The following is a 21,021-nucleotide window of genomic DNA, read 5'->3' on the forward strand; positions in this document are numbered from 1 at the left end:
ACCTGTGGACAACTCCTGTCGTGTCCCTGATCGGGGTTATCCACAGCCCAAACCGGATCGCTGGGTTCCGGTGCATGGTCGGCGCATGACGAATCACAGCGAGCCCGTCGGGCTGACCGGCGAAGCGAAGATCACCTTGCGCACGGCGGGCGAACTCGCCGAGGCGCTGCCGTATTTGCTCGGGTTCCGGCCCGACGACAGCATCGTCCTGGTCGCCCTGCACAAGGGGCGATTCGGCGGTCGCGTGCGCCTGGGCATCCCCGAGCGCACGGAGGACTGGCATGCCGTGGCGCGACAGATGGCCCAGTGCCTGATCGGGGAGTGCGAGCGCAGAGACGGGCACCCCGACAGCGTCGTCGCCTTCCTCTGCCAGGACGCCGCGGCCGGGGGCGCCGACGCGGGGCGGCAGGTCATGCAGCGGCTCAGGCCGCTGGCCCAGTTCCTGCGCACGGAGTGCGGCGGCCTCGACGTGCCGGTCACGGAGGCCCTGTGCCTCTCGGAGGGCAGGTACTGGTCCTACTGCTGCCCACGCCCCGACTGCTGCCCGGCGGAGGGCAACGTCATCGCGAGCGACGGCACCTCAGTGATGGCCGCGACGGCCGCCTTCGCGGGCATTCGCGTACGGGATTCCCTGAGCAAGGTCCGGGCCCGCCTCGCCCCCTTGCAAACGGCCCTCGTCACGGAGCAGACGCGGGCCCTCGACGCGGCGGCGATGGAGCTCGTGCCGAGGATCCTCGCAGGGACTCCCCGTATGAAGGTGGAGTCGGAGACGCTGGATCTCGCCCACCTGCTCATGGGACGTCTCGGGGACGCACCGGTCGCGGACGATTCCCTCGCGGCGGACCTGAAGGACGACGAACTCCTGGCGAACGACGAGGCTGCTTCGCTGATCCTCGGCCTCCAGGACCGCGTGACCAGGGACCGGGCGGCGGAGTGGATGGAGGGCGAAGCGGGCGTCCGCGCGCTGCGCCTGTGGCGGGCGCTGGCGCGCCGCTGCGTCGGCCCTTACGGGGAGTACGCCGCCGCGCCGCTGGCCCTGGCGGGATGGGTGGCCTGGTCGCTCGGTGACACCGTCGAGGCGGACCAGGCGCTGGAGATGTCCCTGGGAGCCGATCCGCGCTACACGTTCGCCCGGCTGCTCAATGAAGCGCGAGCGGACGGGATGGACCCCGAGCCGGTGCGGCGCACCCTGCGGGCGAGGCGAGCGGCCCCGGATGCGCCGTCGGACGCGGCGGATGCGGCAGAAGCGTCGGAAGGGGGGCCAGAGGGCGAAGGCGCGCCGACGGACGGTGTCGACGGGCCCCGACCGACACCGGTGATCGTTCCGGGAGGCTCCGTCGATCCCGGCATGTCGCGCGCGGCTCGGGGCCTTGAGGCCGCTCTTCGCCGCCGGGGCGAGCGGCGTCTCGGCGCGGGCACGCGACCTGCGCGGGCGGGGACGCGCGCGCCTCGGCGTCCGTCGGAGTCACGTCGCCCGAGGCGGCACCGCAGCAGGGGTGACGGATGAGCGCGGTCAGCCCTGCGGCTCCTTGCCCGCGCTTCCGTGTACTGCGGCGTTACTTGCGATGGGCGCGTCCCGTTCATCTGGTGTGGCGGTGGCGGCGGCCTGGTCGCCCCGCCGAAGCGCAGGCCGGGCCGGCGGCAGAGCGGGCCCGCAGGGTGAGGGGAGCGAAGATGACGTCCAGCCCTTCGCCGCGGCACGTGTCCGCGAACCAAGAGGACGAAGGGCCGCGCGGCTCACGGCCCGCGCTGGGACAGCCACGTACGCCGCCTGGCCACCCCGATCTGCAAGCGCCATCGAAGGGGCCGGCCCGCGCGGTGCGGCGGAGCACGGAACTCCCGCCGACGCACCAGGCGTTGATCTGCGTCGCCCTGCCAGGCCTTGCCATCTCCTCCGCTCAGGGCCAGTTGACGGCCCAAGGCCTCGAAGGCTTCTACCACGGAGGCAGACGCCTGGTGTCGCGCTGCCAGGTGCGCTTGGCGGGGCGTGAACCACTCGCCGTGCAGGCACGCATGATCTCCGCGGACCGGGCCTGCTTCACCGCGACCGCACGGGGGTCGTCGGACGCCGGGCCCGATCCGGACGTCGTCGTCGAGCGGATCCGGCACGCGGACGGCACGGAGGACATCACCCTGCGCAGTTCCGCCCAGCGCCCGCTGCGGCTGCCGCTGGAGGTGGCACTCGGCACCGACCTCGCCGAACTCGGAGCCGTGGCTGCAGGCGACCCGGGGCGCGAACTGCCCGCCACCGTCCACGGATCCGGCCTGCGCTGGGCATCACCGACCGGCAGCGGACCGAGCGCCCTGGTCACGGCCACACCTGCGCCCACGGACGCCCTGGCGTCAGCCGGCCTGCTGCGCTGGGAGATCGACCTTCCACCGGGCGGCACGCGCACAGTACGGCTCCGAGTGCGGGCGGATGACGCCGGAACGGCACGAGCGGCGGCACGCGGCAGTGCAATGCGCCCGCTGGCCCCGGCCCGGGTGGAGGGAGACGACCCGCGGGTGGGCCCGTTGCTGCGCGGCAGCATCGCCGATCTGGAGGCGCTCCTGGTGCGCGACCCCGCGCGCCCCTCGGACGTCTGCGTGGCGGCGGGTGCGCCGTGGCGCTGCGGGCCCGCCCCGGCCGAGGCGCTGGCGGCAGCACGGATGGCCCTGCCGTTGGGCACCCGGCTCGCCGTCGCCACCTTGCGCACACTCGCCCGTACACAACTGCGGCGGTCCGGACCGGAGTTCGGAAAGCTGCCCGGCCCGATGCGGCAGACAGGAGCGCAACTGCCGCCCAGCTGCACGGGAATCGACGCCACCCTCCTGTTCCCGGTCGTCCTCGCCGAAGCCAGACGCTGGGGCCTCGGCGCACAGGAACTGGCAGAGCTGATGCCCGCAGCGGAACGGTGTCTGCAGTGGTTGCGGACCACCGCGCGTGCGGGCCCGTACCTTCCGGACCCCACGCCCGGCGGCCCACAGCGGTGCGAGACGCAGGCCCACGCGCATCGGGCAGCGCTGCTCGGCGCCGACCTGCTCGACGCCCACGGCAGACCCGGCGGCGATGAACTGCGCCAGTGGGCCGAGGAACTGCGACTGCGCTTCCGGGAGGACTTCTGGGTCGAGGATCTCGGCGGTGGCCGACCCGCGGCCGCGCGCACGGCGGACGGGCGGCCGGTCGTGCGCCTGGGCAGCGGCGCGGCTCACTTGCTGGACACCGGACTGCTCGGTGCGGGCGTCTGCGCGCCGGGGCTGCTGGACAAGGCGCAGACCGACCACCTGGCGCGACTGCTGGGCGGCCCCGGGCTCGACTCCGGCTGGGGGCTCAGGACGCTGGGGGTGAAGGAGGTGGCGTACAACCCGTTCGGGCACCGCTCTGGAGCAGTGCGGGTGCATGAGACCGCGGTCGCCGTCTCGGGCCTGTCCGCCGTCGGGTACGAGAAGGAGGCGGCGTCCCTGCTCAGAGGCGCCCTCGACGCGGCAGGCGCCTTCGATTTCAGGCTGCCCGAGATGTACGCAGGGCTGCAGCGGGTCGAGGGCGGGGTTCCGCTGCCGCACCCCGCCGCATGCAGACCCGCCGCGGTGGCGGCCGCCGCCGGTGTGCAGCTCCTGGCCGCCGCCGTGGGCATCCGACCGGACGCGCCGGCCCGGACGGTGACGCTGTCCCCGATGCGCAGCGCACCGCTGGGTGAGGTCGGGCTGAGCGGGCTGCGGGTCGCCGGGCAGCCCTTCTCCGTACGGGTCAGCAGACTCGGACTCGCCATGGTGGAGGAGGCAGCGGGCGAACTGCAGTTGAGGGTGTGACGGGCGCAGGCCATGGGGGAGGGGAACCACAGAAGACCGTCCGACGCAGGGCGGAGCAGACGAGCGAACGGCGTGTTTATCGTCAGGCAGACGACTATGATCGTTCCATGTCGCCCTACGACCCGTCGGCCTTTCCGCCCTTCGCAGTCACCGTCGATCTGGTCGTGCTGACCGTGCGCCGTCACGCACTGTGTGCACTGGCGGTACGGCGTGGTGAACCGCCGTTTCAAGGGCGTTGGGCGCTGCCCGGCGGGTTCGTGCGGGACGACGAGGACCTGACGGCGGCGGCCGCACGGGAACTGGTCGAGGAGACCGGCCTGTGCGCGCACGATCCGATGGCGCCCGCGCAGGACAACGGCGCGCACCTGGAACAGCTGGCCACCTACGGCGACCCGAAGCGGGACCCCCGGATGCGTGTGGTGAGCGTCGCCCACCTCGCGCTCGCCCCCGACCTGCCCGCGCCCCGCCCCGGCGGCGACGCGCACAGCGCGCGGTGGGCCCCGGTGGAGGCGCTGCTGAACCGCGGCGAGTACGGACGCATGGACGATCAGGCCGCGCCGCTGGCCTTCGACCACGCGCAGATCCTGGCCGACGGTGTGGAGCGCGCGCGGTCCAAGATCGAGTATTCCTCGCTGGCGACGGCCTTCTGCCCGCCCGAGTTCACGGTGGGGGAGCTGCGCCGCGTCTACGAGGCGGTGTGGGGCGTCGCGCTCGACCCGCGCAACTTCCACCGCAAGGTGACGGGCACTCCCGGGTTCCTGGTGCCGACCGGTGGTACGACCACCCGTCAGGGCGGACGGCCGGCGCAGCTCTTCCGGGCCGGTGGGGCCACGCTCCTCAATCCGCCGATGCTGCGGCCGGACGCCTGATCGATTCTTGGGCCGGAGGGCGGGACTCGTAGGCCGGAGGTCGCGACCCGCGCGCGGTGCGGGCGGCGCCGGTGATGCCCGAAAAGTGGTACATATCGCGTTATCTTGCTGCGGTACCCGAGGGGTTCGCCCGTCGTCCTGTCGGCGGGCGGATCCCGGCCGCCGAGCGGTCGCCCATCCTGCGAGAGAAGCGATGATCCAGGCCATCGGACTGACCAGTAACGCACGCAAGGAGAGCCCGCCCGCGGTCGACGACGTGTCCTTCGACGCGCGTGCCGGCCGTGTCACCGCCCTGCTCGGCGCGCGGAGATCGGGCAAGACGACGGCCGTACGCCTGATGCTCGAACTTCAACAGGGCCGTGGCGTCACCTACTTCAGGGGCCGTCCGCTGCACCGCATTCCGCATCCTGCGCGGGAAGTCGGCGTTCTGCTCGGTGATGTTCCCGGCCACCCGGCCCGTACCGTCCGCGGCCACCTGCGCATGCTGTGCTCGGCGGCCGGTGTGCCCGTCCTCCGCGCGGACGGCGTGCTCGAGGTCGTGGGTCTGGTCAGCCTGCGCGACCAGCGGCTGGGCACACTGTCGCGCGGCATGGACCGACGCCTCGGTCTCGCCTGCGCACTGCTCGCCGATCCGCACACCCTGGTGCTCGACGATCCCGCCGCCGGCCTCTCGGCTCGGGAGGGCCAGTGGCTGCACGGTGTCCTGAGGGCGCGTGCCGAACTCGGCGGCACCGTCCTGTTCACCACGGACGACGCGAGGGAGGCGGCCCGGGTCGCCGACCGGGTCGTCACGCTCGACGCGGGCAGGGTGGTCGCGGACCAGGACGTCGCAGACTTCGCGCGCACCCGGCTGCGGCCCCGGGTCGCCGTCCGCAGCCCGCACGCCGCGAGGTTCGGCGTCCTCCTGGCGAAGGAGGCACGTGCGGCCAGGCGTTCGGTCGAAGTGGTGCCCGAGGGCGGCAACCGCCTGTCGGTGTACGGCAGCACCTGCGCCGACGTGGGGGACATCGCGTTCCGGCACGGCATCCTCGTGCACCAACTCGCCGACGAGATCGGCGACGCGGGCCCTTCGGTGGCGACGTCCCGCGCCGTCGACGCATCGGCGGAGGGTGGCGGCGAGGCGCATGCGACAGGCGACCACGCGCCCGCAGGTGCCGACGCGGCTACGGCTACGACCGCGCCCCCGGCCACGACCACCGAAGCCGCCCCTCCCGGAACCGCCGGCCCCGGAACCGAGCCCTCTCCCGAAGGCGACCCCACCCCCAACTCCGACACCGGGCCCGACACTCCCGCCAGCGCCCCGGCGACCACCACCGCCCTCAACCCGCTTCCCCCCACGAGCACGTTCGTCCCGCTCCCCGGCGCCGCCTGGCCCCCGGCGGCGCAGCGCCGGACCGTGTCGAACGGGCGTCCGTCGGAGGGTGAGGCCGCGCGGCCGACGACCGTGACCCTGCCGCAGCTGCCGCCCCCGATCACCGTCCGTACCGCCCGCGGCCCGCTGCGCCCCGTGCGGTACGAACTGCGCCGCGCGACCGGCATCGCCACCGGCTACGTCACCACCGCACTCGTACTCGTCGTCTCCGCGCTCCTCTCCCTCCTGCTCGCACGCGTAGGGCACACCCCACAGCCACGCCTGCTCGCCGCCTGGCCGCAGGAACTCCCGCTGCCGCCCGCGGCCCTGGGGGCCGGGCTCCTGGGTGCCTTCGCCTTCGGTGAGGAGTTCCGGCACCCCGCCCTCGCGGCCGACCGCGGAACCGTCCCCCGCCGCCTGGGACTTCTCGCCGCGAAGCTGGTCGTGGGGGCGGCCACCGCCCTGCTCCTCGGCGTTCTCACCGTCGTCTGCGACGCCGCGCTGCTCCATCTCGTATACGGATCGGAGCTCACGCGAGTTCCCGCCGACTGGCTCTCGCTGAGCGCGAGTTGGCTCGCGATGCTCGTGGGGTGTGCCTGGGCCGGTGTGCTCGCGGCCGGGCTCTTCCGGTCCACCTCGGCCGGTCTCGCCGCCGTGGTGGCCGTGCCGATCATCATCGTGCCCCTCGTACAGAAGGCCTTGGAGGGTCCATCTGTGCGAACGGCGGCCGGCCTTCCGGCGCGGCTTCGTGATCTTGCCCTGGTGGACTGGCCGTTCGGGATCGAGCGCCCCGTGGCCGCCGGAGTGCGGATGATCGCCCAACCCGTGGGTGGTGCCCTCACGTTGTCGCTGGGTGCTCTGCTCTGCGCATATCTGCTCACGGCGCTGCGATCTCGGGTGCGCTGACGACCGCTCGACAGCTTCAGATCCTTCGTTGTGCGCAACTCCCCCTGGAACGCCCATTTCTTTCCGATAAGGCGTCAAGTGCCGAGAGGAGGGAGATCACCCTTTCGTGTGCTTTTCACCAAAGACCTCAAGGGAGTTGGGGGCGGCGCCGACAACAACTTCCGTGAGTACCCTTGCGCACACCATGATGACCGCCGCCCGCTCCGCCGACTCCGGCCTCGCAGGACCGGGCGAACTCGACCGCTACCCCTATGTGGAGCCGACCGCCGACCGTGTCGGCGGCCCCGCTTGGGAGAGCGCGGATCCGGATCTCGGCCGGGTGGGCCGACGCGCCGCGGGCAGCCGGGGCCGCGGCCTGCACGGCCAACTCGTCCAGCAGTTGGGGCAGATGATCGTCTCCGGCGACCTCGGTGCGGACCGCCCGCTGGTCCCCGAGGAGATCGGCCAGCGATTCGAGGTGTCCCGTACCGTCGTCCGCGAATCCCTGCGCGTACTGGAGGCCAAGGGCCTGGTCAGCGCCCGGCCGAACGTCGGCACGCGCGTGCGGCCGGTCAGCGACTGGAACCTCCTGGACCCGGACATCATCGAATGGCGCGCCTTCGGGCCGCAGCGCGACGACCAGCGCCGAGAGCTGAGCGAGCTGCGCTGGATGATCGAGCCGCTGGCCGCGCGCCTCGCCGCAGGACACGGCAGGGAGGACGTGCAGCAGCGCCTGGCCGACATGGTCGAGATCATGCGGCACGCGCTGGCGCAGGGGGACTCGATCACGTTCTCGCGCGCCGACGCGGAGTTCCACTCGCTGCTCATCCAGCTCGCGGGCAACAGGATGCTCGAACACCTCTCCGGCATCGTGTCCGCCGCCCTCCAGGTCTCCGGCGGCCCGGCCATCGGCTGCGACCGGCCGAACGAGACGGTCGTCGCCCACCACGCGCGCATCGTCGACGCGCTCGCCGCCGGCGACGGCTCCGGTGCCGAGAGTGCGATGCGGCAGGTCCTCACGGTCCACCCCGAGGTGGAGCGCGTCGTGCCGGCTCCCCGCGAGCACTGACCACGCGAGAGGCGCGGCGGGGCGAGGGAGGGCGATCGTGTGTCGCCGGACGGTGTCTCGCATGCGACGTGGACGCGTCGCATGTGTAAGGAGGGCGCCATCCGGCGACTCGGGGTGCAGGCGGAAGGTTTGTTCTCCCGGAGGAGATCCGTTCTCCCGTAGGAGTCCCGGTCTTCGGAGGTCGTCATGCGTCCGTACGGGTTCGGAAGCATGACCTGTTGTGTCCGTATCGGTCAGTCTTTGACCGATAACGCGGTGTGACTCGGACCACGGAGATTGGGCGTAACGCTCCTCGGAGCAACGCGATGACCTAAGAGGTGACAGCCGAGGAGGGAATACAGCGACCGCTTGCGGCGCTGTCCATCTCCCAGGCTCCTGCCCGCGCCGTCGGCCCATCCCCAAGTCGGCGGTCGTCGGCTCCGGTCCACACAGGACGGGGCCGGAAGCCGTTTTCCAACGTTCCGAGAGGTTGTTCGTGTCGGCCAGCACATCCCGTACGCTCCCGCCGGAGATCGCCGAGTCCGTCTCTGTCATGGCGCTCATTGAGCGGGGAAAGGCTGATGGCCAGATCGCCGGCGACGACGTGCGCCGTGCGTTCGAAGCCGACCAGATTCCGGCCACTCAGTGGAAGAACGTTCTGCGCAGCCTCAACCAGATCCTCGAGGAAGAGGGTGTGACGCTGATGGTCAGTGCCGCTGAGCCCAAGCGTCCCCGAAAGAGCAGCGTCGCAGCCAAGAGTCCGGTCAAGCGCACCGCGACCAAGACCGTCGCGGCCAAGACGGTCACCGCCAAGAAGGTCGCCGCCACCACCACCCCCGAGCCGCCGGCCGTCGAGGCCGCCGACGAGGAGGTCGAGCCGGTCAAGAAGGCCGTCGCCAAGAAGGCGCCGGCCAAGAAGGCCGCGGCCAAGAAGACCGTCGCCAAGAAGGCGACCGCGAAGAAGACCGCCGCCAAGAAGGTCGACGACCTTCTCGACGAGGAGCCGGCCGAGGAGACCCCCGCCGCCGCTCCGGCGGCGAAGGCGGGCGAGGAGGAGCCGGCCGAGGGCCAGGGCTTCGTGCTCTCCGACGACGACGAGGACGACGCGCCGGCGCAGCAGGTCGCCGCCGCCGGTGCCACTGCCGACCCGGTCAAGGACTACCTCAAGCAGATCGGTAAGGTCCCGCTGCTCAACGCCGAGCAGGAGGTCGAGCTCGCCAAGCGCATCGAGGCCGGTCTGTTCGCCGAGGACAAGCTGGCCAACGCCGACAAACTCGCCCCGAAGCTCAAGCGCGAGCTGGAGATCATCGCCGAGGACGGCCGCCGCGCCAAGAACCACCTCCTGGAGGCCAACCTCCGTCTGGTGGTCTCCCTGGCCAAGCGCTACACCGGCCGCGGCATGCTCTTCCTGGACCTGATCCAGGAGGGCAACCTCGGTCTGATCCGCGCGGTCGAGAAGTTCGACTACACCAAGGGCTACAAGTTCTCCACGTACGCCACCTGGTGGATCCGTCAGGCGATCACCCGCGCCATGGCCGACCAGGCCCGCACCATCCGTATCCCGGTGCACATGGTCGAGGTCATCAACAAGCTCGCGCGCGTGCAGCGCCAGATGCTCCAGGACCTGGGCCGCGAGCCCACCCCGGAGGAGCTGGCCAAGGAACTCGACATGACCCCCGAGAAGGTCATCGAGGTCCAGAAGTACGGCCGCGAGCCGATCTCCCTGCACACCCCGCTGGGCGAGGACGGCGACAGCGAGTTCGGTGACCTCATCGAGGACTCCGAGGCCGTCGTCCCGGCCGACGCGGTCAGCTTCACGCTCCTCCAGGAGCAGCTGCACTCCGTGCTCGACACCCTGTCCGAGCGCGAGGCGGGCGTCGTCTCCATGCGCTTCGGTCTCACCGACGGTCAGCCGAAGACCCTCGACGAGATCGGCAAGGTGTACGGCGTCACGCGTGAGCGCATCCGCCAGATCGAGTCCAAGACGATGTCGAAGCTGCGTCACCCGTCGCGCTCGCAGGTGCTGCGCGACTACCTCGACTAGTCACAGGCGCTGTACGGCTCTCAGAAGGCCCGGCACGCACCCGCTCGCGGGTACGTGCCGGGCCTTCGTCGTAGGCCGTGTGGGCGGATTCTCGCGGTGCGTGGCGTGTCGCACTGGATGACTCTGGGTGGACCGTTGCAACCCAGAGTGAGGAGACCGTATGCGTCGCCCGTTCACGAGAGCGCTGACCGCACCGCTGGCCGCGCTGGCCGCGGCTGCCGTGCTGCCGTTGGCGTCCCCGCAGCCGGCCGCCGCCGACGAGGGCATCGTCGGCGGCCATCAGGTGAAGGCTTCGAAGAGTCCTTGGGTGGTGGCGCTCTCGAGCCGTGACCGGTTCGGGGGTACTCGCTCGGGCCAGTTCTGCGGCGGCGTCGTCGTCGACCGGTCGACGGTGCTCACCGCGGCGCACTGCATGGGCGAGGACGTGCTGGGCGCTCCCCACCATCAGGTGCGCGACCTCAAGGTGATCGCGGGCCGCGGGGACCTCGACTCGTCCGACGGCACCGAGGTGCCCGTGCGCAGCAAGTGGGTGAACCCGGACTACGACGGGCAGACGAACGCGGGTGATGTGGCGGTCCTCACACTCGCCGCACCGCTGCCCGAGGGATCCGTGCTCCCGATGGCCGAAGCGGGGGACCCGGCCTACCGGTCCGGCACGAGGGCGTCCGTCTACGGGTGGGGCGACACCACGGGAGCGGGCGACTACGCGCACACGCTGCACGCCGCGCAGGTGCAGGTGCTGGCCGACTCCGAGTGCGAGCGGGCGTATCCGCCGGGCGGCTCCGAGGGGACGTACCAGTCGTCCTCGATGCTGTGCGCGGGCGAGCCGGGTGGCGGCAAGGACGCCTGCCAGGGCGACAGCGGCGGGCCGCTGGTCGCCAAGGGCAAGCTGATCGGTCTGGTGTCGTGGGGGAGCGGGTGCGGACGTCCGGGGAGTCCCGGGGTCTACACGCGCATCTCCGAGGTGGTGAAGATCCTGCGCGAGCGCGCCTGACGCGCCGCGCGGAGACGAGGACGGGCGGCTGTCCCCGGGGTCAGGGACAGCCGCCCGATCACCGGCCTGATGCCGGAGCTGGCTCGTCGTGTGGGCGAGGCGTCAGCGTTCCTCGGTCTCGGCGCTTGCCGGAACGGCGGTGAGCCGCTCCGTCTCGTCCTGTATCTCAGCGGCGATCTTCTTGAGTTCCGGCTCGAACTTGCGACCGTGGTGGGCGCAGAAGAGCAGTTCACCACCGCTGATCAGGACGACGCGCAGATATGCCTGGGCGCCGCAACGGTCACAGCGGTCAGCGGCCGTCAGGGGGGTCGCGGGGGTCAGAACAGTAGTCACGTCGCCTCTTCTCTAGCTCGACGAGCTGTCGTACCAGGGTCAACATCCAACCAGGCCGAAAACGTTCCCGCTCGCGGCTTTTCCTCGAAAAAATTTCTTCGAGGCCGGCTGTCTGTCGCCGGGTGGCGGCGAATGTGCCGTATTGCGTCTCTTACGTGTCTTACGGGTTCGCGCGTTCTGTCAGGTCGGTCCTCCCCCGGCTGGTTGCCGGTTTGTTCATGAGGACGTGCCCGGAGCCTAAATGGTTCATGCCTGGAAGGGAACGTGATGTGGGCTTCACTCCATCGAGGGATCGAACACTCATGCGATCCTGGACTAGTCTGGGCTGAGGTGAGGGTGGCGTGACAAAGGCTCTACCAGGCCTCGGTACCCTCTGAACGGCGACCGACGCCGGCCCTTCGTTCAAGAGGGCCCCATCTGAAATTCAGCGAGGAGCGAACCGCGTGACCGCCGATACGTCCGTGCCGTCCACAGCGCTGCTGACCGGAGCAGACCGGGACGGTTCCAACTACACCGCGCGGCACCTGCTCGTCCTTGAGGGGCTCGAAGCCGTACGCAAGCGTCCGGGCATGTACATCGGCTCGACCGACAGCCGTGGCCTGATGCACTGCCTCTGGGAGATCATCGACAACTCCGTCGACGAGGCACTCGGGGGCTACTGCGACCACATCGAGGTGATCCTGCACGACGACTCCTCCGTCGAGGTGCGGGACAACGGCCGCGGCATCCCCGTGGACATCGAGCCCAAGACCGGCCTCTCCGGAGTCGAGGTCGTCATGACCAAGCTCCACGCGGGCGGCAAGTTCGGCGGCGGCTCGTACGCCGCCTCCGGCGGTCTGCACGGCGTGGGCGCCTCCGTGGTGAACGCGCTGTCGTCCCGCCTGGACGTCGAGGTCGACCTCGGCGGGCACACGCACGCCCTCAGCTTCCGGCGCGGCGTGCCCGGAGCCTTCGCCAAGGGCGGCCCGGACGCGTCGTTCGACCCCTCCGTGGGACTGACCAAGGTCAAGAAAATCCCGAAGTCGCGTCGGGGCACCCGCGTCCGCTACTGGGCGGACCGGCAGATCTTCCTGAAGGACGCCAAGCTCTCCCTGGAGAACCTGCACCAGCGCGCCCGGCAGACCGCCTTCCTGGTGCCGGGCCTCACGATCGTCGTCCGTGACGAGTTCGGGCTCGGCGAGGGCGGCAGCAAGGGCGAGGAGTCCTTCCGCTTCGACGGCGGCATCAGCGAGTTCTGCGAGTACCTGGCGCAGGACAAGCCGGTCTGCGACGTCCTCCGCTTCACCGGGCAGGGCACCTTCAAGGAGACCGTCCCCGTGCTCGACGAGCACGGGCAGATGACGCCGACCGAGGTCCAGCGCGAGCTCGGCGTGGACATCGCACTGCGCTGGGGCACCGGCTACGACACGACCATCAAGTCGTTCGTGAACATCATCGCCACCCCCAAGGGCGGCACCCATGTGACGGGCTTCGAGCGCTCGCTCACGAAGTCGATGAACGAGGTGCTGCGCAGCCAGAAGGTGCTGCGCGTCGCCGAGGACGACATCGTCAAGGACGACGCCCTGGAAGGCCTCACGGCCGTCGTCACGGTCCGCCTGGCCGAGCCGCAGTTCGAGGGCCAGACCAAGGAGGTCCTCGGCACCTCGGCGGCCAACAGGATCGTCGCGAACGTCGTGGCCAAGGAGCTGAAGGCGTTCCTGTCGTCCACGAAGCGCGACGCCAAGGCGCAGGCCCGCGCCGTCATGGAGAAGGCCGTCGCCGCCGCTCGTACGCGCATCGCCGCGCGCCAGCACAAGGACGCGCAGCGCCGCAAGACGGCCCTGGAGTCCTCGTCGCTCCCCGCCAAGCTCGCGGACTGCCGCAGCGACGACGTGGAGCGCAGTGAGCTCTTCATCGTCGAGGGCGACTCCGCGCTCGGCACCGCCAAGCTCGCGCGGAACTCCGAGTTCCAGGCCCTCCTGCCGATCCGCGGCAAGATCCTCAACGTTCAGAAGTCGTCCGTGTCGGACATGCTCAAGAACGTCGAGTGCGGCGCGATCATCCAGGTCATAGGAGCTGGGTCCGGACGGACCTTCGACATCGACGCGGCGCGCTACGGCAAGATCATCCTGCTCGTCGACGCCGACGTCGACGGCGCGCACATCCGCACGCTGCTGCTGACGCTGTTCCAGCGCTACATGCGGCCGATGATCGAGGCCGGCCGGGTCTTCGCGGCCGTGCCGCCGCTGCACCGGATCGAGCTCGTCCAGCCGAAGAAGGGCCAGGACAAGTACGTCTACACGTACTCGGACCGGGAGCTGCGCGAGACGCTCCTCGAGCTCCAGCGCAAGGGCGTGCGGTACAAGGACTCGATCCAGCGGTACAAGGGTCTCGGCGAGATGGACGCCGACCAGCTCGCGGAGACCACGATGGACCCGCGCCACCGCACGCTGCGCCGGATCAACATCAACGAGCTGGAGGCGGCGGAGCAGGTCTTCGATCTGCTCATGGGCAACGACGTGGCGCCGCGCAAGGAGTTCATCAGCAGCTCCGCGTCGACCCTCGACCGGTCGCGCATCGACATGTAGCCGCGCTCATGCAGCCAGGCACTGGGGCGGCTCCACCCACGGGTGGAGCCGCCCCAGTCGCATGATCCACCCGTGCTCCACCCTCGCTCCGATCTCCTGACCTGCCGATTTCCGTAGCGTCGAGGGCGTTGAACCATTCGCTCCCGATCGCTTCTCGGAGGCAGTCATGTCCGGGCTCCCCACCGTTCTGGTGATCGTCGCCGTCGTCGCGCTCGTCCTCGTGCGCCAGTTCAGGACCGAGCGCCTTTCCGGCGAGCGGAAGTGGTGGCTGCTGCCCGCGATCCTCGGGGTGCTGGCCGTGAAGGACGGCGCCATGACGGACCCGCACCACATGACCGGCTCCGTCGTGCTGCTCGCCGTGGAGGTCCTGGTGAGCGTGGGCATAGGCATCGGCTGGGGGTTCACCACACGCGTCTGGACGGACGAGCGGGGCGACGTGTGGACGAAGGGCACCGTCGCGACGGCGGGCGCCTGGCTCGGCGGCATCCTCGCCCGCGCGGCCGTGGCCGGGACCGGCCTGGCGATGGGCATCCACCTCGGCACCTCGAGCCTGATGCTCGGATTCGCCGTCTCGCTCCTGGTCCGCTCCGGGCTGCTCATGCTGCGGGCCGAGCGTGAGCGCACGGCGTACGTTGGTCCTGTCGCCCAGCCGGCGTGGGAGGACCGCAGGTGATCCGCGGAAACTGGACGGAATGGCCGTCCCGGGAGGCACTCTCCCGAGTGGGAGTCACCCGTGCCCGAAGAATGCTCGCCCGCGCGGTGCGGGTGGTCGTCGTCGGGGTCCTGGTGTGGACGGCCGTCACCCAGCGGGGCGTGAGCGATCTGGCGCTGTTCCTGGCCCCCGTGCTGCTGCTCGTCTGCGCTGCGGTGGCCTGGGCCTTCTTCCGCACGACGCTCGACCATCGGCTGTGGCCCTCGCTGGGGCTGCTGACCGTGCTGCTCGCCGTCGCTCTGCTGGCCCAGTGGGCCGGGTTCATCGGGCCAGCCGTGGTCCTGTGGTGCGGCTGCGCGGTGTCCGCGCTCGAGCGCCTGCCCCTGGCGGCGTCGGTACCGGCCACCGTGGTCGCGCTCACCGGCTTCGCGGTGGTCAACGACGACGCGTGGCTGACCACCGCCGTCGTCGCCATCGGCCTCTGCCTGTCCGGGTACGTGCTGCGCCTGGACGCCGAGGCGCGGGGGAACGCGGAGCGGGCCCTGGCGCAGGAGCGGGCAGCGCGGGCCGCCGAGGCGGAGTCGGCGGCGCTCGCCGAGCGGTCGCGGATCGCCCGCGACATCCACGATGTCCTCGCCCACAGCCTCTCCGCCCAGCTCGTGCACCTGGAGGCCGCCCGGCTGCTGATCGAGGGCGGCGCGGACCGGGACCAGATCCTGGAGCGGGTCGTGGCGGCGCGCGGCATGGCCCGTGACGGGCTCGACGAGACCCGGCAGGCCCTGTCCGCTCTGCGGGGCGACATGACACCGCTGGAGGACTTCCTGCACGAGCTGGTCGCGTCCTCGGACGGGGCGAGGCTGACGGTGGGCGGCGAGCGCCGGCCGCTGTCCGCGGAGGCGTCCCAGACGGTGCGCAGGGTCGCGCAGGAGGCGTTGACGAATGTGCGCAAGCACGCGCCGGGGGCGAAGGCGGAGCTGCGGCTGGAGTACGGGCCGGGCGAAGTAGCCCTGGAAATACGGGATTCGGGTGCATCCCGTCCGCACGAAGAGCTCACTGTCAGTGGCTCCGGTTACGGTCTGTTGGGGATGAAGGAGCGGGCCGAGCTGCTGGGCGGCACGTTCGAGGCGGGGCCGTGCGAGGAGGGTTTCGTGGTCAGGTTGAAGGTTCCCGTATGAGCGGGAGCGAGGCGGGGGCGGGCGCCGAGCGGCCACCGGCCCGCGTGGTGGTGGTCGACGACCAGACGGTGGTGCGCGAAGGCATCGTGATGCTGCTCGGTCTGCTGCCCGGCATCGAGGTGGTGGGCTCCGGGGGAGACGGCGACGAGGCGGTTGCGCTCGTTGCCGAACTGGCGCCGGACGTCGTCCTGATGGACCTCCGGATGCCGCGCTGCGACGGGGCGGAGGCGACCAGACGGATCCGCCAGGAGTACCCGGGCACCCAGGTCGTCGTCCTGACCACGTACGCGGACGACGAGTCGCTGTTCCCGGCGCTCAGAGCCGGGGCCCGCGGCTATCTCACCAAGGACGCGGGCGGGGACGAGATCGTGCGGGCGGTGGAGGGAGTGCTGTCCGGCGACGCGGGGCTCTCGCCCCGGATCCAGCGGCGGCTCCTGGAGAAGCTGTCGCAGCCCGAGCCCGCCGCACCGGAGCACAGAGAGCCGCCCGACGGCCTGACGGCGCGGGAGGCCGAGGTCCTGGGGCTGATCGCCGACGGTCTGACGAACCAGGAGATCGCCAAGAAGCTGCATGTCTCCACGGCCACGGTGAAGACGCACATCAACAACCTGTTCGCGAAGGCCGGGCTCAAGGACCGCGCGCAGGCGGTCCGTTATGCCTATCGGTACGGACTGGCGAGGCCGCCGGGGACGTCCATCACCTAATGGGGTGAAGGGTCTGCGGAGTGCGTCCGGGATCTTCCCGGTCTGTCCATCCTTGGCACGCGGCCGATGTGGGCCGCGGACAAGGAGAGTTCGGTGGACAAGCACGACGGGCGCGCGACGGCGCAGCCCAGGGCCGTTGCCACGAGGGGCATCGGCGATCCCTGGTACGACGAGCCGGACTCGGATTGGGGTGAGTGGCGCGGTCCGGGCGCGCCGGTGTCCACGGTCCCTGCCCAGGCCGCGCCGTCCGAGCCGAGCGCGGCCGGGATCTACCTGGAGGTGCAGCGCAGCGCGGCGTTCCAGGAAGTGCGCCGGCGCTACCGCCGGTTCGTCGGCCCGGCAGTCGTGATCTTCTTCGTCTGGTACGTCGCCTACGTCGTGACCGCCACGACGGCGCCCGGGCTGATGGCCGAACCCGTCGCCGGCGTCGTGAACGTGGCGATGGTGGCCGGCCTCGGGCAGTTCGCCAGCACGTTCCTGCTGACCTGGCTGTACGCGCGGCACGCCAGGCTGCGCCGCGACCGTGCCGCGCTCGAACTGCGGTGGGACACGCAGGAGCGGACGCGCGGCATCGGCGTTCAGACCCGCCTGAACGGTTCCGCACACGGCGAGGGCGGTCAGCGATGACGGGGACGCATCAGACCTTGGCCCTGGTCCTGTTCAGCGCCTTCGTGGCGGTCACGCTCGCCATCACGACCTGGGCGAGCCGCAAGCGGCACGGTTCGGCGGAGGAGTTCTACGCGGGCGGCCGGCTGTTCTCGCCCATGGAGAACGGATTCGCCATCGCGGGCGACTACATGTCCGCGGCGTCCTTCCTCGGCATCTCCGGGCTGATCGCGCTGTTCGGCTACGACGGTCTGCTCTACTCGGTCGGCTTCCTCGTGGCCTGGCTCGTCGTGCTCTTCCTCGTCGCCGAACTCGTGCGCAACTGCGGGCGGTTCACGCTCGCCGACGTCGTCGCGGCCCGGATGCGGGAGCGGCCGGTACGAATCGCGGCGGGAACGTCCTCCGTGACCGTGTCCGTTCTCTATCTGGTGGCGCAGATGGTGGGCGCGGGAAGCCTGATGGCGCTGCTGCTGGGAGAGGCGAGTGGCGCCGCGCAGGCCTGGACCGTCGTCGGCGTGGGCGCCCTCATGGTCGTCTATGTGTCACTGGGAGGGATGCGCGCCACCACCTGGATCCAGATCGTGAAGGCCGTCCTGCTCATGGGCGGCGCGATCGCCCTGACGGTGCTCGTCCTCGCACGCTTCCACGGCGACTTCGACCAACTGCTGCGCACCGCCGCCGCACGCAGCGGGCACGGATCGGACTTCCTGGTGCCCGGGTTGAAGTACGGCGGGAGCTGGACCGCGCGCTTCGACTTCATCAGCCTGGGCCTCGCGCTCGTGCTCGGCACGGCCGGTCTGCCGCACATCCTGTCGCGCTTCTACACGGTGCCGACCGCGCGAGCCGCGCGCCGTTCCGTCGTGTGGTCCATCGGGCTCATCGGCAGCTTCTACCTGATGACGATCGTGCTCGGGTTCGGCGCCGCGGCGCTCGTGGGCTCGGACGCCGTACGGAGCTCGAACGCGGCGGGGAACACGGCGGTGCCGCTGCTCGCCCTCGACCTGGGCGGTGGCGCGGACTCCACGGGCGGCACGGTGCTGTTCGCGATCGTGGCCGCGGTCGCCTTCGCCACCATCCTCGCCGTCGTCGCCGGGATCACGCTCGCCTCATCGGCGTCGGTCGCGCACGACCTGTACGCGACACTCCGCAAGGGGCGCGACGGCGCGAAGTCCGGCGGCAGGCAGTGGAGCGAGGTCGCGGTGGCGCGGTTCGCCGCGGCGGGCGTCGGCGTGGTCGCCATCGGACTCGGGCTCCTCGCGCGGGATCTGAACGTGGCGTTCCTGGTCGGACTCGCGTTCGCCGTCGCCGCGTCGGCCAACCTGCCGGTACTGCTCTACTCGCTGTTCTGGCGGGGCTTCACCACGCGGGGCGCGGTGTGGTCGGTGTACGGCGGACTGGTGCCCGCCCTGGTGCTCGTGGTGCTGTCGCCGGTGGTCTCCGGGGGCCCCACCTCGCTGTTCCCCGGAGTGGACTTCCAGTACTTCCCGCTGGAGAACCCCGGGCTCGTGTCGATCCCGCTCGGTTTCCTCGCCGGCTGGCTGGGCACGGTGACGTCCCCGGAGGAGCCGGACGAGGCCAAGCACGCGGAGACCGAGGTACGGGCCCTCACGGGCGCTGGAGCGGTCTGACGGGGCGGCCGGGCGCGGCCCGCCGGTGCCGCGTGCGGCGCGTCAGAGGCTGGCGGCCCACTCGTAGCGATGTTCGGGCCGCCCGGTGTCGCCGTACTTGAGGCTCAGCCGCACCCGGCCGGTCCGCTCCAGGAGCTTGAGATAGCGCTGGGCGGTCTGCCGGCTGAGCCCGGTGACCTCGGCCAACTCCTGGGCCGAGAGCGGGCCTTCGGCGGTCATCATCGCCCGGCGGACCAGTTCCGCCGTGGTCGGCGAGTGCCCCTTGGGCAGCTCGGGCGCGGGCCCCGCGGAGAGCGCGCCGAAGATCCGGTCGACCTCCGCCTGCTCCGCCTCGCCACCGCCGTCGAGGGTGCGCCGCAGCGTCGCGTACGCCTCCAGCTTGCCCCGCAGACCGGCGAACGAGAACGGCTTGACCAGGTACTGAAGCGCCCCATGGCGCATCGCGGCCTGCACGGTCCCCACGTCGCGCGCCGCGGTCACCATGATCACGTCGATCTGGTGGCCGCGTTCGCGCACGGTCTGGGCGAGCGCAAGACCCGTACGGTCGGGCAGATAGTGGTCCAGCAGCACGAGGTCGACATGTCGATCCTCGATGCGGTCGAGCGCCTCCGCCGCGCTGTGGGCGGTCGCCGCGACACGGAAGCCGGGAACCTTCGCCACATAGGCGGCATTGACGCGCGCCACACGTGTGTCGTCGTCCACGACCAGTACGTCGATCATCGGGCCTCCTCGGTCACGTCCGGCACGTCCTCGGCGAGCGTCTCCGGCAGGACCACCACGAACTCGGCGCCTCCCAAGGGCGAGCGCGCGACCTCGGCGGTGCCGCCCTGCCGCTCGGCGAACCGGCGCACCAGGGCGAGCCCGATGCCGCGCTTGCCGTGGGCAGGCGGCTTCTTGGTCGACCAGCCTTCCACGAAGACGGTCTCCCGCTGGTCGTCCGGGACGCCAGGGCCCGAATCGCGCACCCGGAGGACCGCACTGCGCCCCTCGGCGCGCAACACCACCTCCACGCGCGCGTGCCGTTGCGAACTCGTGGCGGCGTCCAGGGCGTTGTCCACCAGGTTGCCGACAATGGTGACGAGGCCGCGCGGATCCACGAGGCGGTCCGGCAACCAGGTGTCCTCGGAGATGCCGAACGCGACGCCGCGCTCCGCGGCCACGGTCGCCTTGCCCACCAGCAGGGCCGAGAGCAGCGGGTCCTCGATGCGCTCGGTGATCTGCTCCGCGGTCACCCGGCGCGCCCCCGCCACCTCGCCGACGAACTCCACGGCCTCGTCGTACATCTCCAGCTCCAGGAGCCCCAGCAGCGTGTGCATGCGGTTGGCGTGCTCGTGGTCCTGCGCGCGCAGGGCGTCGATCAGGCCGCGCGTGGAGTCCAGCTCACGGCCCAGCTGCTCCAGCTCCGTGCGGTCGCGCAGGGTGGCCACCGCGCCGCCGTCGTCGGTGGGCATCCGGTTCGCCACCAGAACGCGCTGGCCGCGCACGGTCAGCAGATCGGTCCCGGACACGTGCCCGGCGAGCACATCCGTCGTGCGCCCCGCCCCCAGCGCCTCGTCCAGCGGCCGCCCGATGACCTGCCCGTCCACGCCGAGCAACCGCTGCGCCTCGTCGTTGAGCAGCCGGATCCGCCCGCTCCTGTCCAGCGCCACGACGCCCTCGCGGATGCCGTGCAGCATCGCCTCGCGCTCGGCCAGAAGCGCGGAGATATCGGAGAAGGCCAGGTCACGGGTCTGCCGCTGCACCCGTCGCGAGATCAGGTACGCGGCGAGCGCGCCCACGGCGAGGGCCCCGCCGGCGTACGCGAACAGGCCGGGGATGGCGTGGATGAGGCGCGCGCGGACGCTGTCGTACTCGATGCCGACCGAGACGGCGCCGACAATGGCCCCGTCCGCGCCCCTGAGAGGCACTTTGCCGCGCGCGGAGCGGCCGAGGGTCCCGTCGTCGATCTCCATGACCTCGCGGCCCGCCAGCGCCGTGCTGGGGTCCGTCGAGACGACGTGGCCGATCCGGTCCCGGTCGGTGTGCGACCAGCGGACGCCCTTCCTGTTCATGATCACGACGTACTCGGCGCCGCTGGCCCTGCGGATGCGCTCCGCCTCGGCCTGCACGGGGCCGGCGGGGCTCGGTCGCGAAGATCGCAGCTCCTCGGCGATCCGGGGCTGCGCAGCCGTGGTCTGCGCGATGGCCAGGGCGCGCCGCATCGCCTGGTCGTCGAGCTGGTCGCTCAACGGTGCCAGGAAGAGCCCCGTGGCCAGCACCGCCACCCCCGCGGCGATCGCGACCTGCATCAGCAGCACCTGGGCGAACACCCGTTTCGGCAGGCCGAAGCGCAGGCGGCGGGCAGGGGGAGCGGAACTCATGGCTCAAAACGGTACG

The 21,021-nt window shown here is 71.3% G+C and carries 16 protein-coding genes; 13 read left to right on the top strand and 3 right to left on the bottom strand.

Going from position 1 to position 21,021, the window contains the following annotated elements; translation table 11 throughout:
- Window positions 1-85 precede the first annotated feature (85 nt).
- From ACTWJ8_RS28430 to ACTWJ8_RS28460, 7 genes are all read left to right on the top strand, one after another.
- Window positions 86-1,507 carry a DUF4192 domain-containing protein gene (locus tag ACTWJ8_RS28430; protein WP_356378171.1) on the top strand — a complete coding sequence of 474 codons (1,422 nt, stop codon included), beginning with the start codon at window positions 86-88 and terminating at the stop codon, window positions 1,505-1,507.
- Window positions 1,508-1,674: 167 nt separating this feature from the next.
- Window positions 1,675-3,789, top strand: a complete 2,115-nt coding sequence (locus tag ACTWJ8_RS28435; RefSeq protein ID WP_443260609.1) for a glycogen debranching N-terminal domain-containing protein — start codon at window positions 1,675-1,677, stop codon at window positions 3,787-3,789.
- Between the two features lie 107 nt (window positions 3,790-3,896).
- Window positions 3,897-4,658, top strand: a complete 762-nt coding sequence (locus ACTWJ8_RS28440; RefSeq protein ID WP_356378177.1) for an NUDIX hydrolase — start codon at window positions 3,897-3,899, stop codon at window positions 4,656-4,658.
- Window positions 4,659-4,851: 193 nt separating this feature from the next.
- Entirely contained in the window at window positions 4,852-6,915 is a 2,064-nt protein-coding gene (locus ACTWJ8_RS28445; protein WP_443260610.1) for an ATP-binding cassette domain-containing protein, read from the top strand.
- A gap of 163 nt (window positions 6,916-7,078) precedes the next feature.
- A complete protein-coding gene (locus ACTWJ8_RS28450) occupies window positions 7,079-7,963 on the top strand; it encodes a FadR/GntR family transcriptional regulator (RefSeq protein ID WP_356378182.1) in 885 nt (294 codons plus the stop codon).
- Between the two features lie 475 nt (window positions 7,964-8,438).
- Window positions 8,439-9,986: an RNA polymerase sigma factor gene (locus ACTWJ8_RS28455; RefSeq protein ID WP_356378185.1), complete on the top strand. Its 1,548-nt coding sequence runs from the start codon at window positions 8,439-8,441 to the stop codon at window positions 9,984-9,986.
- A 160-nt stretch (window positions 9,987-10,146) separates the two neighbouring features.
- Entirely contained in the window at window positions 10,147-10,980 is an 834-nt protein-coding gene (locus tag ACTWJ8_RS28460; RefSeq protein ID WP_443260611.1) for a serine protease, read from the top strand.
- 102 nt (window positions 10,981-11,082) lie between these two features.
- On the opposite strand, the gene ACTWJ8_RS28465 is transcribed toward ACTWJ8_RS28460, so the two are convergent.
- Window positions 11,083-11,313 carry a DUF7455 domain-containing protein gene (locus ACTWJ8_RS28465; RefSeq protein ID WP_356378190.1) on the bottom strand — a complete coding sequence of 77 codons (231 nt, stop codon included), beginning with the start codon at window positions 11,311-11,313 and terminating at the stop codon, window positions 11,083-11,085.
- A 443-nt stretch (window positions 11,314-11,756) separates the two neighbouring features.
- Between ACTWJ8_RS28465 and ACTWJ8_RS28470 the strand changes: the two genes are divergently transcribed.
- From ACTWJ8_RS28470 to ACTWJ8_RS28495, 6 genes are all read left to right on the top strand, one after another.
- Window positions 11,757-13,880, top strand: a complete 2,124-nt coding sequence (locus ACTWJ8_RS28470) for a DNA gyrase/topoisomerase IV subunit B (RefSeq protein WP_356378193.1) — start codon at window positions 11,757-11,759, stop codon at window positions 13,878-13,880.
- A gap of 166 nt (window positions 13,881-14,046) precedes the next feature.
- Window positions 14,047-14,553, top strand: a complete 507-nt coding sequence (locus tag ACTWJ8_RS28475) for a DUF1453 domain-containing protein (protein WP_356378195.1) — start codon at window positions 14,047-14,049, stop codon at window positions 14,551-14,553.
- Window positions 14,550-15,707, top strand: coding sequence for a sensor histidine kinase (locus ACTWJ8_RS28480; protein WP_443260612.1), 1,158 nt, complete (start codon window positions 14,550-14,552; stop codon window positions 15,705-15,707). Before ACTWJ8_RS28475 ends, ACTWJ8_RS28480 begins: the two co-directional genes overlap by 4 nt.
- Window positions 15,704-16,411, top strand: a complete 708-nt coding sequence (locus ACTWJ8_RS28485) for a response regulator (protein ID WP_443260613.1) — start codon at window positions 15,704-15,706, stop codon at window positions 16,409-16,411. Before ACTWJ8_RS28480 ends, ACTWJ8_RS28485 begins: the two co-directional genes overlap by 4 nt.
- Before the next feature lie 66 nt (window positions 16,412-16,477).
- Window positions 16,478-17,038, top strand: coding sequence for a DUF485 domain-containing protein (locus ACTWJ8_RS28490; RefSeq protein WP_443260614.1), 561 nt, complete (start codon window positions 16,478-16,480; stop codon window positions 17,036-17,038).
- Complete coding sequence (locus ACTWJ8_RS28495; protein ID WP_443260615.1) at window positions 17,035-18,645, top strand: solute symporter family protein; 1,611 nt, start codon at window positions 17,035-17,037, stop codon at window positions 18,643-18,645. Before ACTWJ8_RS28490 ends, ACTWJ8_RS28495 begins: the two co-directional genes overlap by 4 nt.
- A gap of 42 nt (window positions 18,646-18,687) precedes the next feature.
- On the opposite strand, the gene ACTWJ8_RS28500 is transcribed toward ACTWJ8_RS28495, so the two are convergent.
- On the bottom strand, window positions 18,688-19,365 hold the full coding sequence (locus ACTWJ8_RS28500; RefSeq protein ID WP_356378206.1) for a response regulator: 678 nt from the start codon (window positions 19,363-19,365) through the stop codon (window positions 18,688-18,690).
- A complete protein-coding gene (locus ACTWJ8_RS28505) occupies window positions 19,362-21,005 on the bottom strand; it encodes a sensor histidine kinase (protein ID WP_443260616.1) in 1,644 nt (547 codons plus the stop codon). Before ACTWJ8_RS28505 ends, ACTWJ8_RS28500 begins: the two co-directional genes overlap by 4 nt.
- Between the last annotated feature and the right edge of the window lie 16 nt (window positions 21,006-21,021).

The sequence above is a fragment of the Streptomyces sp. SDT5-1 genome (assembly GCF_052245995.1).
In the GTDB taxonomy this organism is placed as follows: Bacteria; Actinomycetota; Actinomycetes; order Streptomycetales; family Streptomycetaceae; genus Streptomyces.

Bases quoted from the DNA above. Each gene is read 5' to 3' on its own strand.
- ACTWJ8_RS28490 (WP_443260614.1), top strand. From the start codon at position 16,478: ATGTGGGCCGCGGACAAGGAGAGTTCGGTGGACAAGCACGACGGGCGC.
- ACTWJ8_RS28485 (WP_443260613.1), top strand. From the start codon at position 15,704: ATGAGCGGGAGCGAGGCGGGGGCGGGCGCCGAGCGGCCACCGGCCCGC.
- ACTWJ8_RS28430 (WP_356378171.1), top strand. From the start codon at position 86: ATGACGAATCACAGCGAGCCCGTCGGGCTGACCGGCGAAGCGAAGATC.
- ACTWJ8_RS28495 (WP_443260615.1), top strand. From the start codon at position 17,035: ATGACGGGGACGCATCAGACCTTGGCCCTGGTCCTGTTCAGCGCCTTC.
- ACTWJ8_RS28505 (WP_443260616.1), bottom strand. From the start codon at position 21,005: ATGAGTTCCGCTCCCCCTGCCCGCCGCCTGCGCTTCGGCCTGCCGAAA.
- ACTWJ8_RS28435 (WP_443260609.1), top strand. From the start codon at position 1,675: ATGACGTCCAGCCCTTCGCCGCGGCACGTGTCCGCGAACCAAGAGGAC.
- ACTWJ8_RS28440 (WP_356378177.1), top strand. From the start codon at position 3,897: ATGTCGCCCTACGACCCGTCGGCCTTTCCGCCCTTCGCAGTCACCGTC.
- ACTWJ8_RS28460 (WP_443260611.1), top strand. From the start codon at position 10,147: ATGCGTCGCCCGTTCACGAGAGCGCTGACCGCACCGCTGGCCGCGCTG.
- ACTWJ8_RS28500 (WP_356378206.1), bottom strand. From the start codon at position 19,365: ATGATCGACGTACTGGTCGTGGACGACGACACACGTGTGGCGCGCGTC.
- ACTWJ8_RS28445 (WP_443260610.1), top strand. From the start codon at position 4,852: ATGATCCAGGCCATCGGACTGACCAGTAACGCACGCAAGGAGAGCCCG.
- ACTWJ8_RS28475 (WP_356378195.1), top strand. From the start codon at position 14,047: ATGTCCGGGCTCCCCACCGTTCTGGTGATCGTCGCCGTCGTCGCGCTC.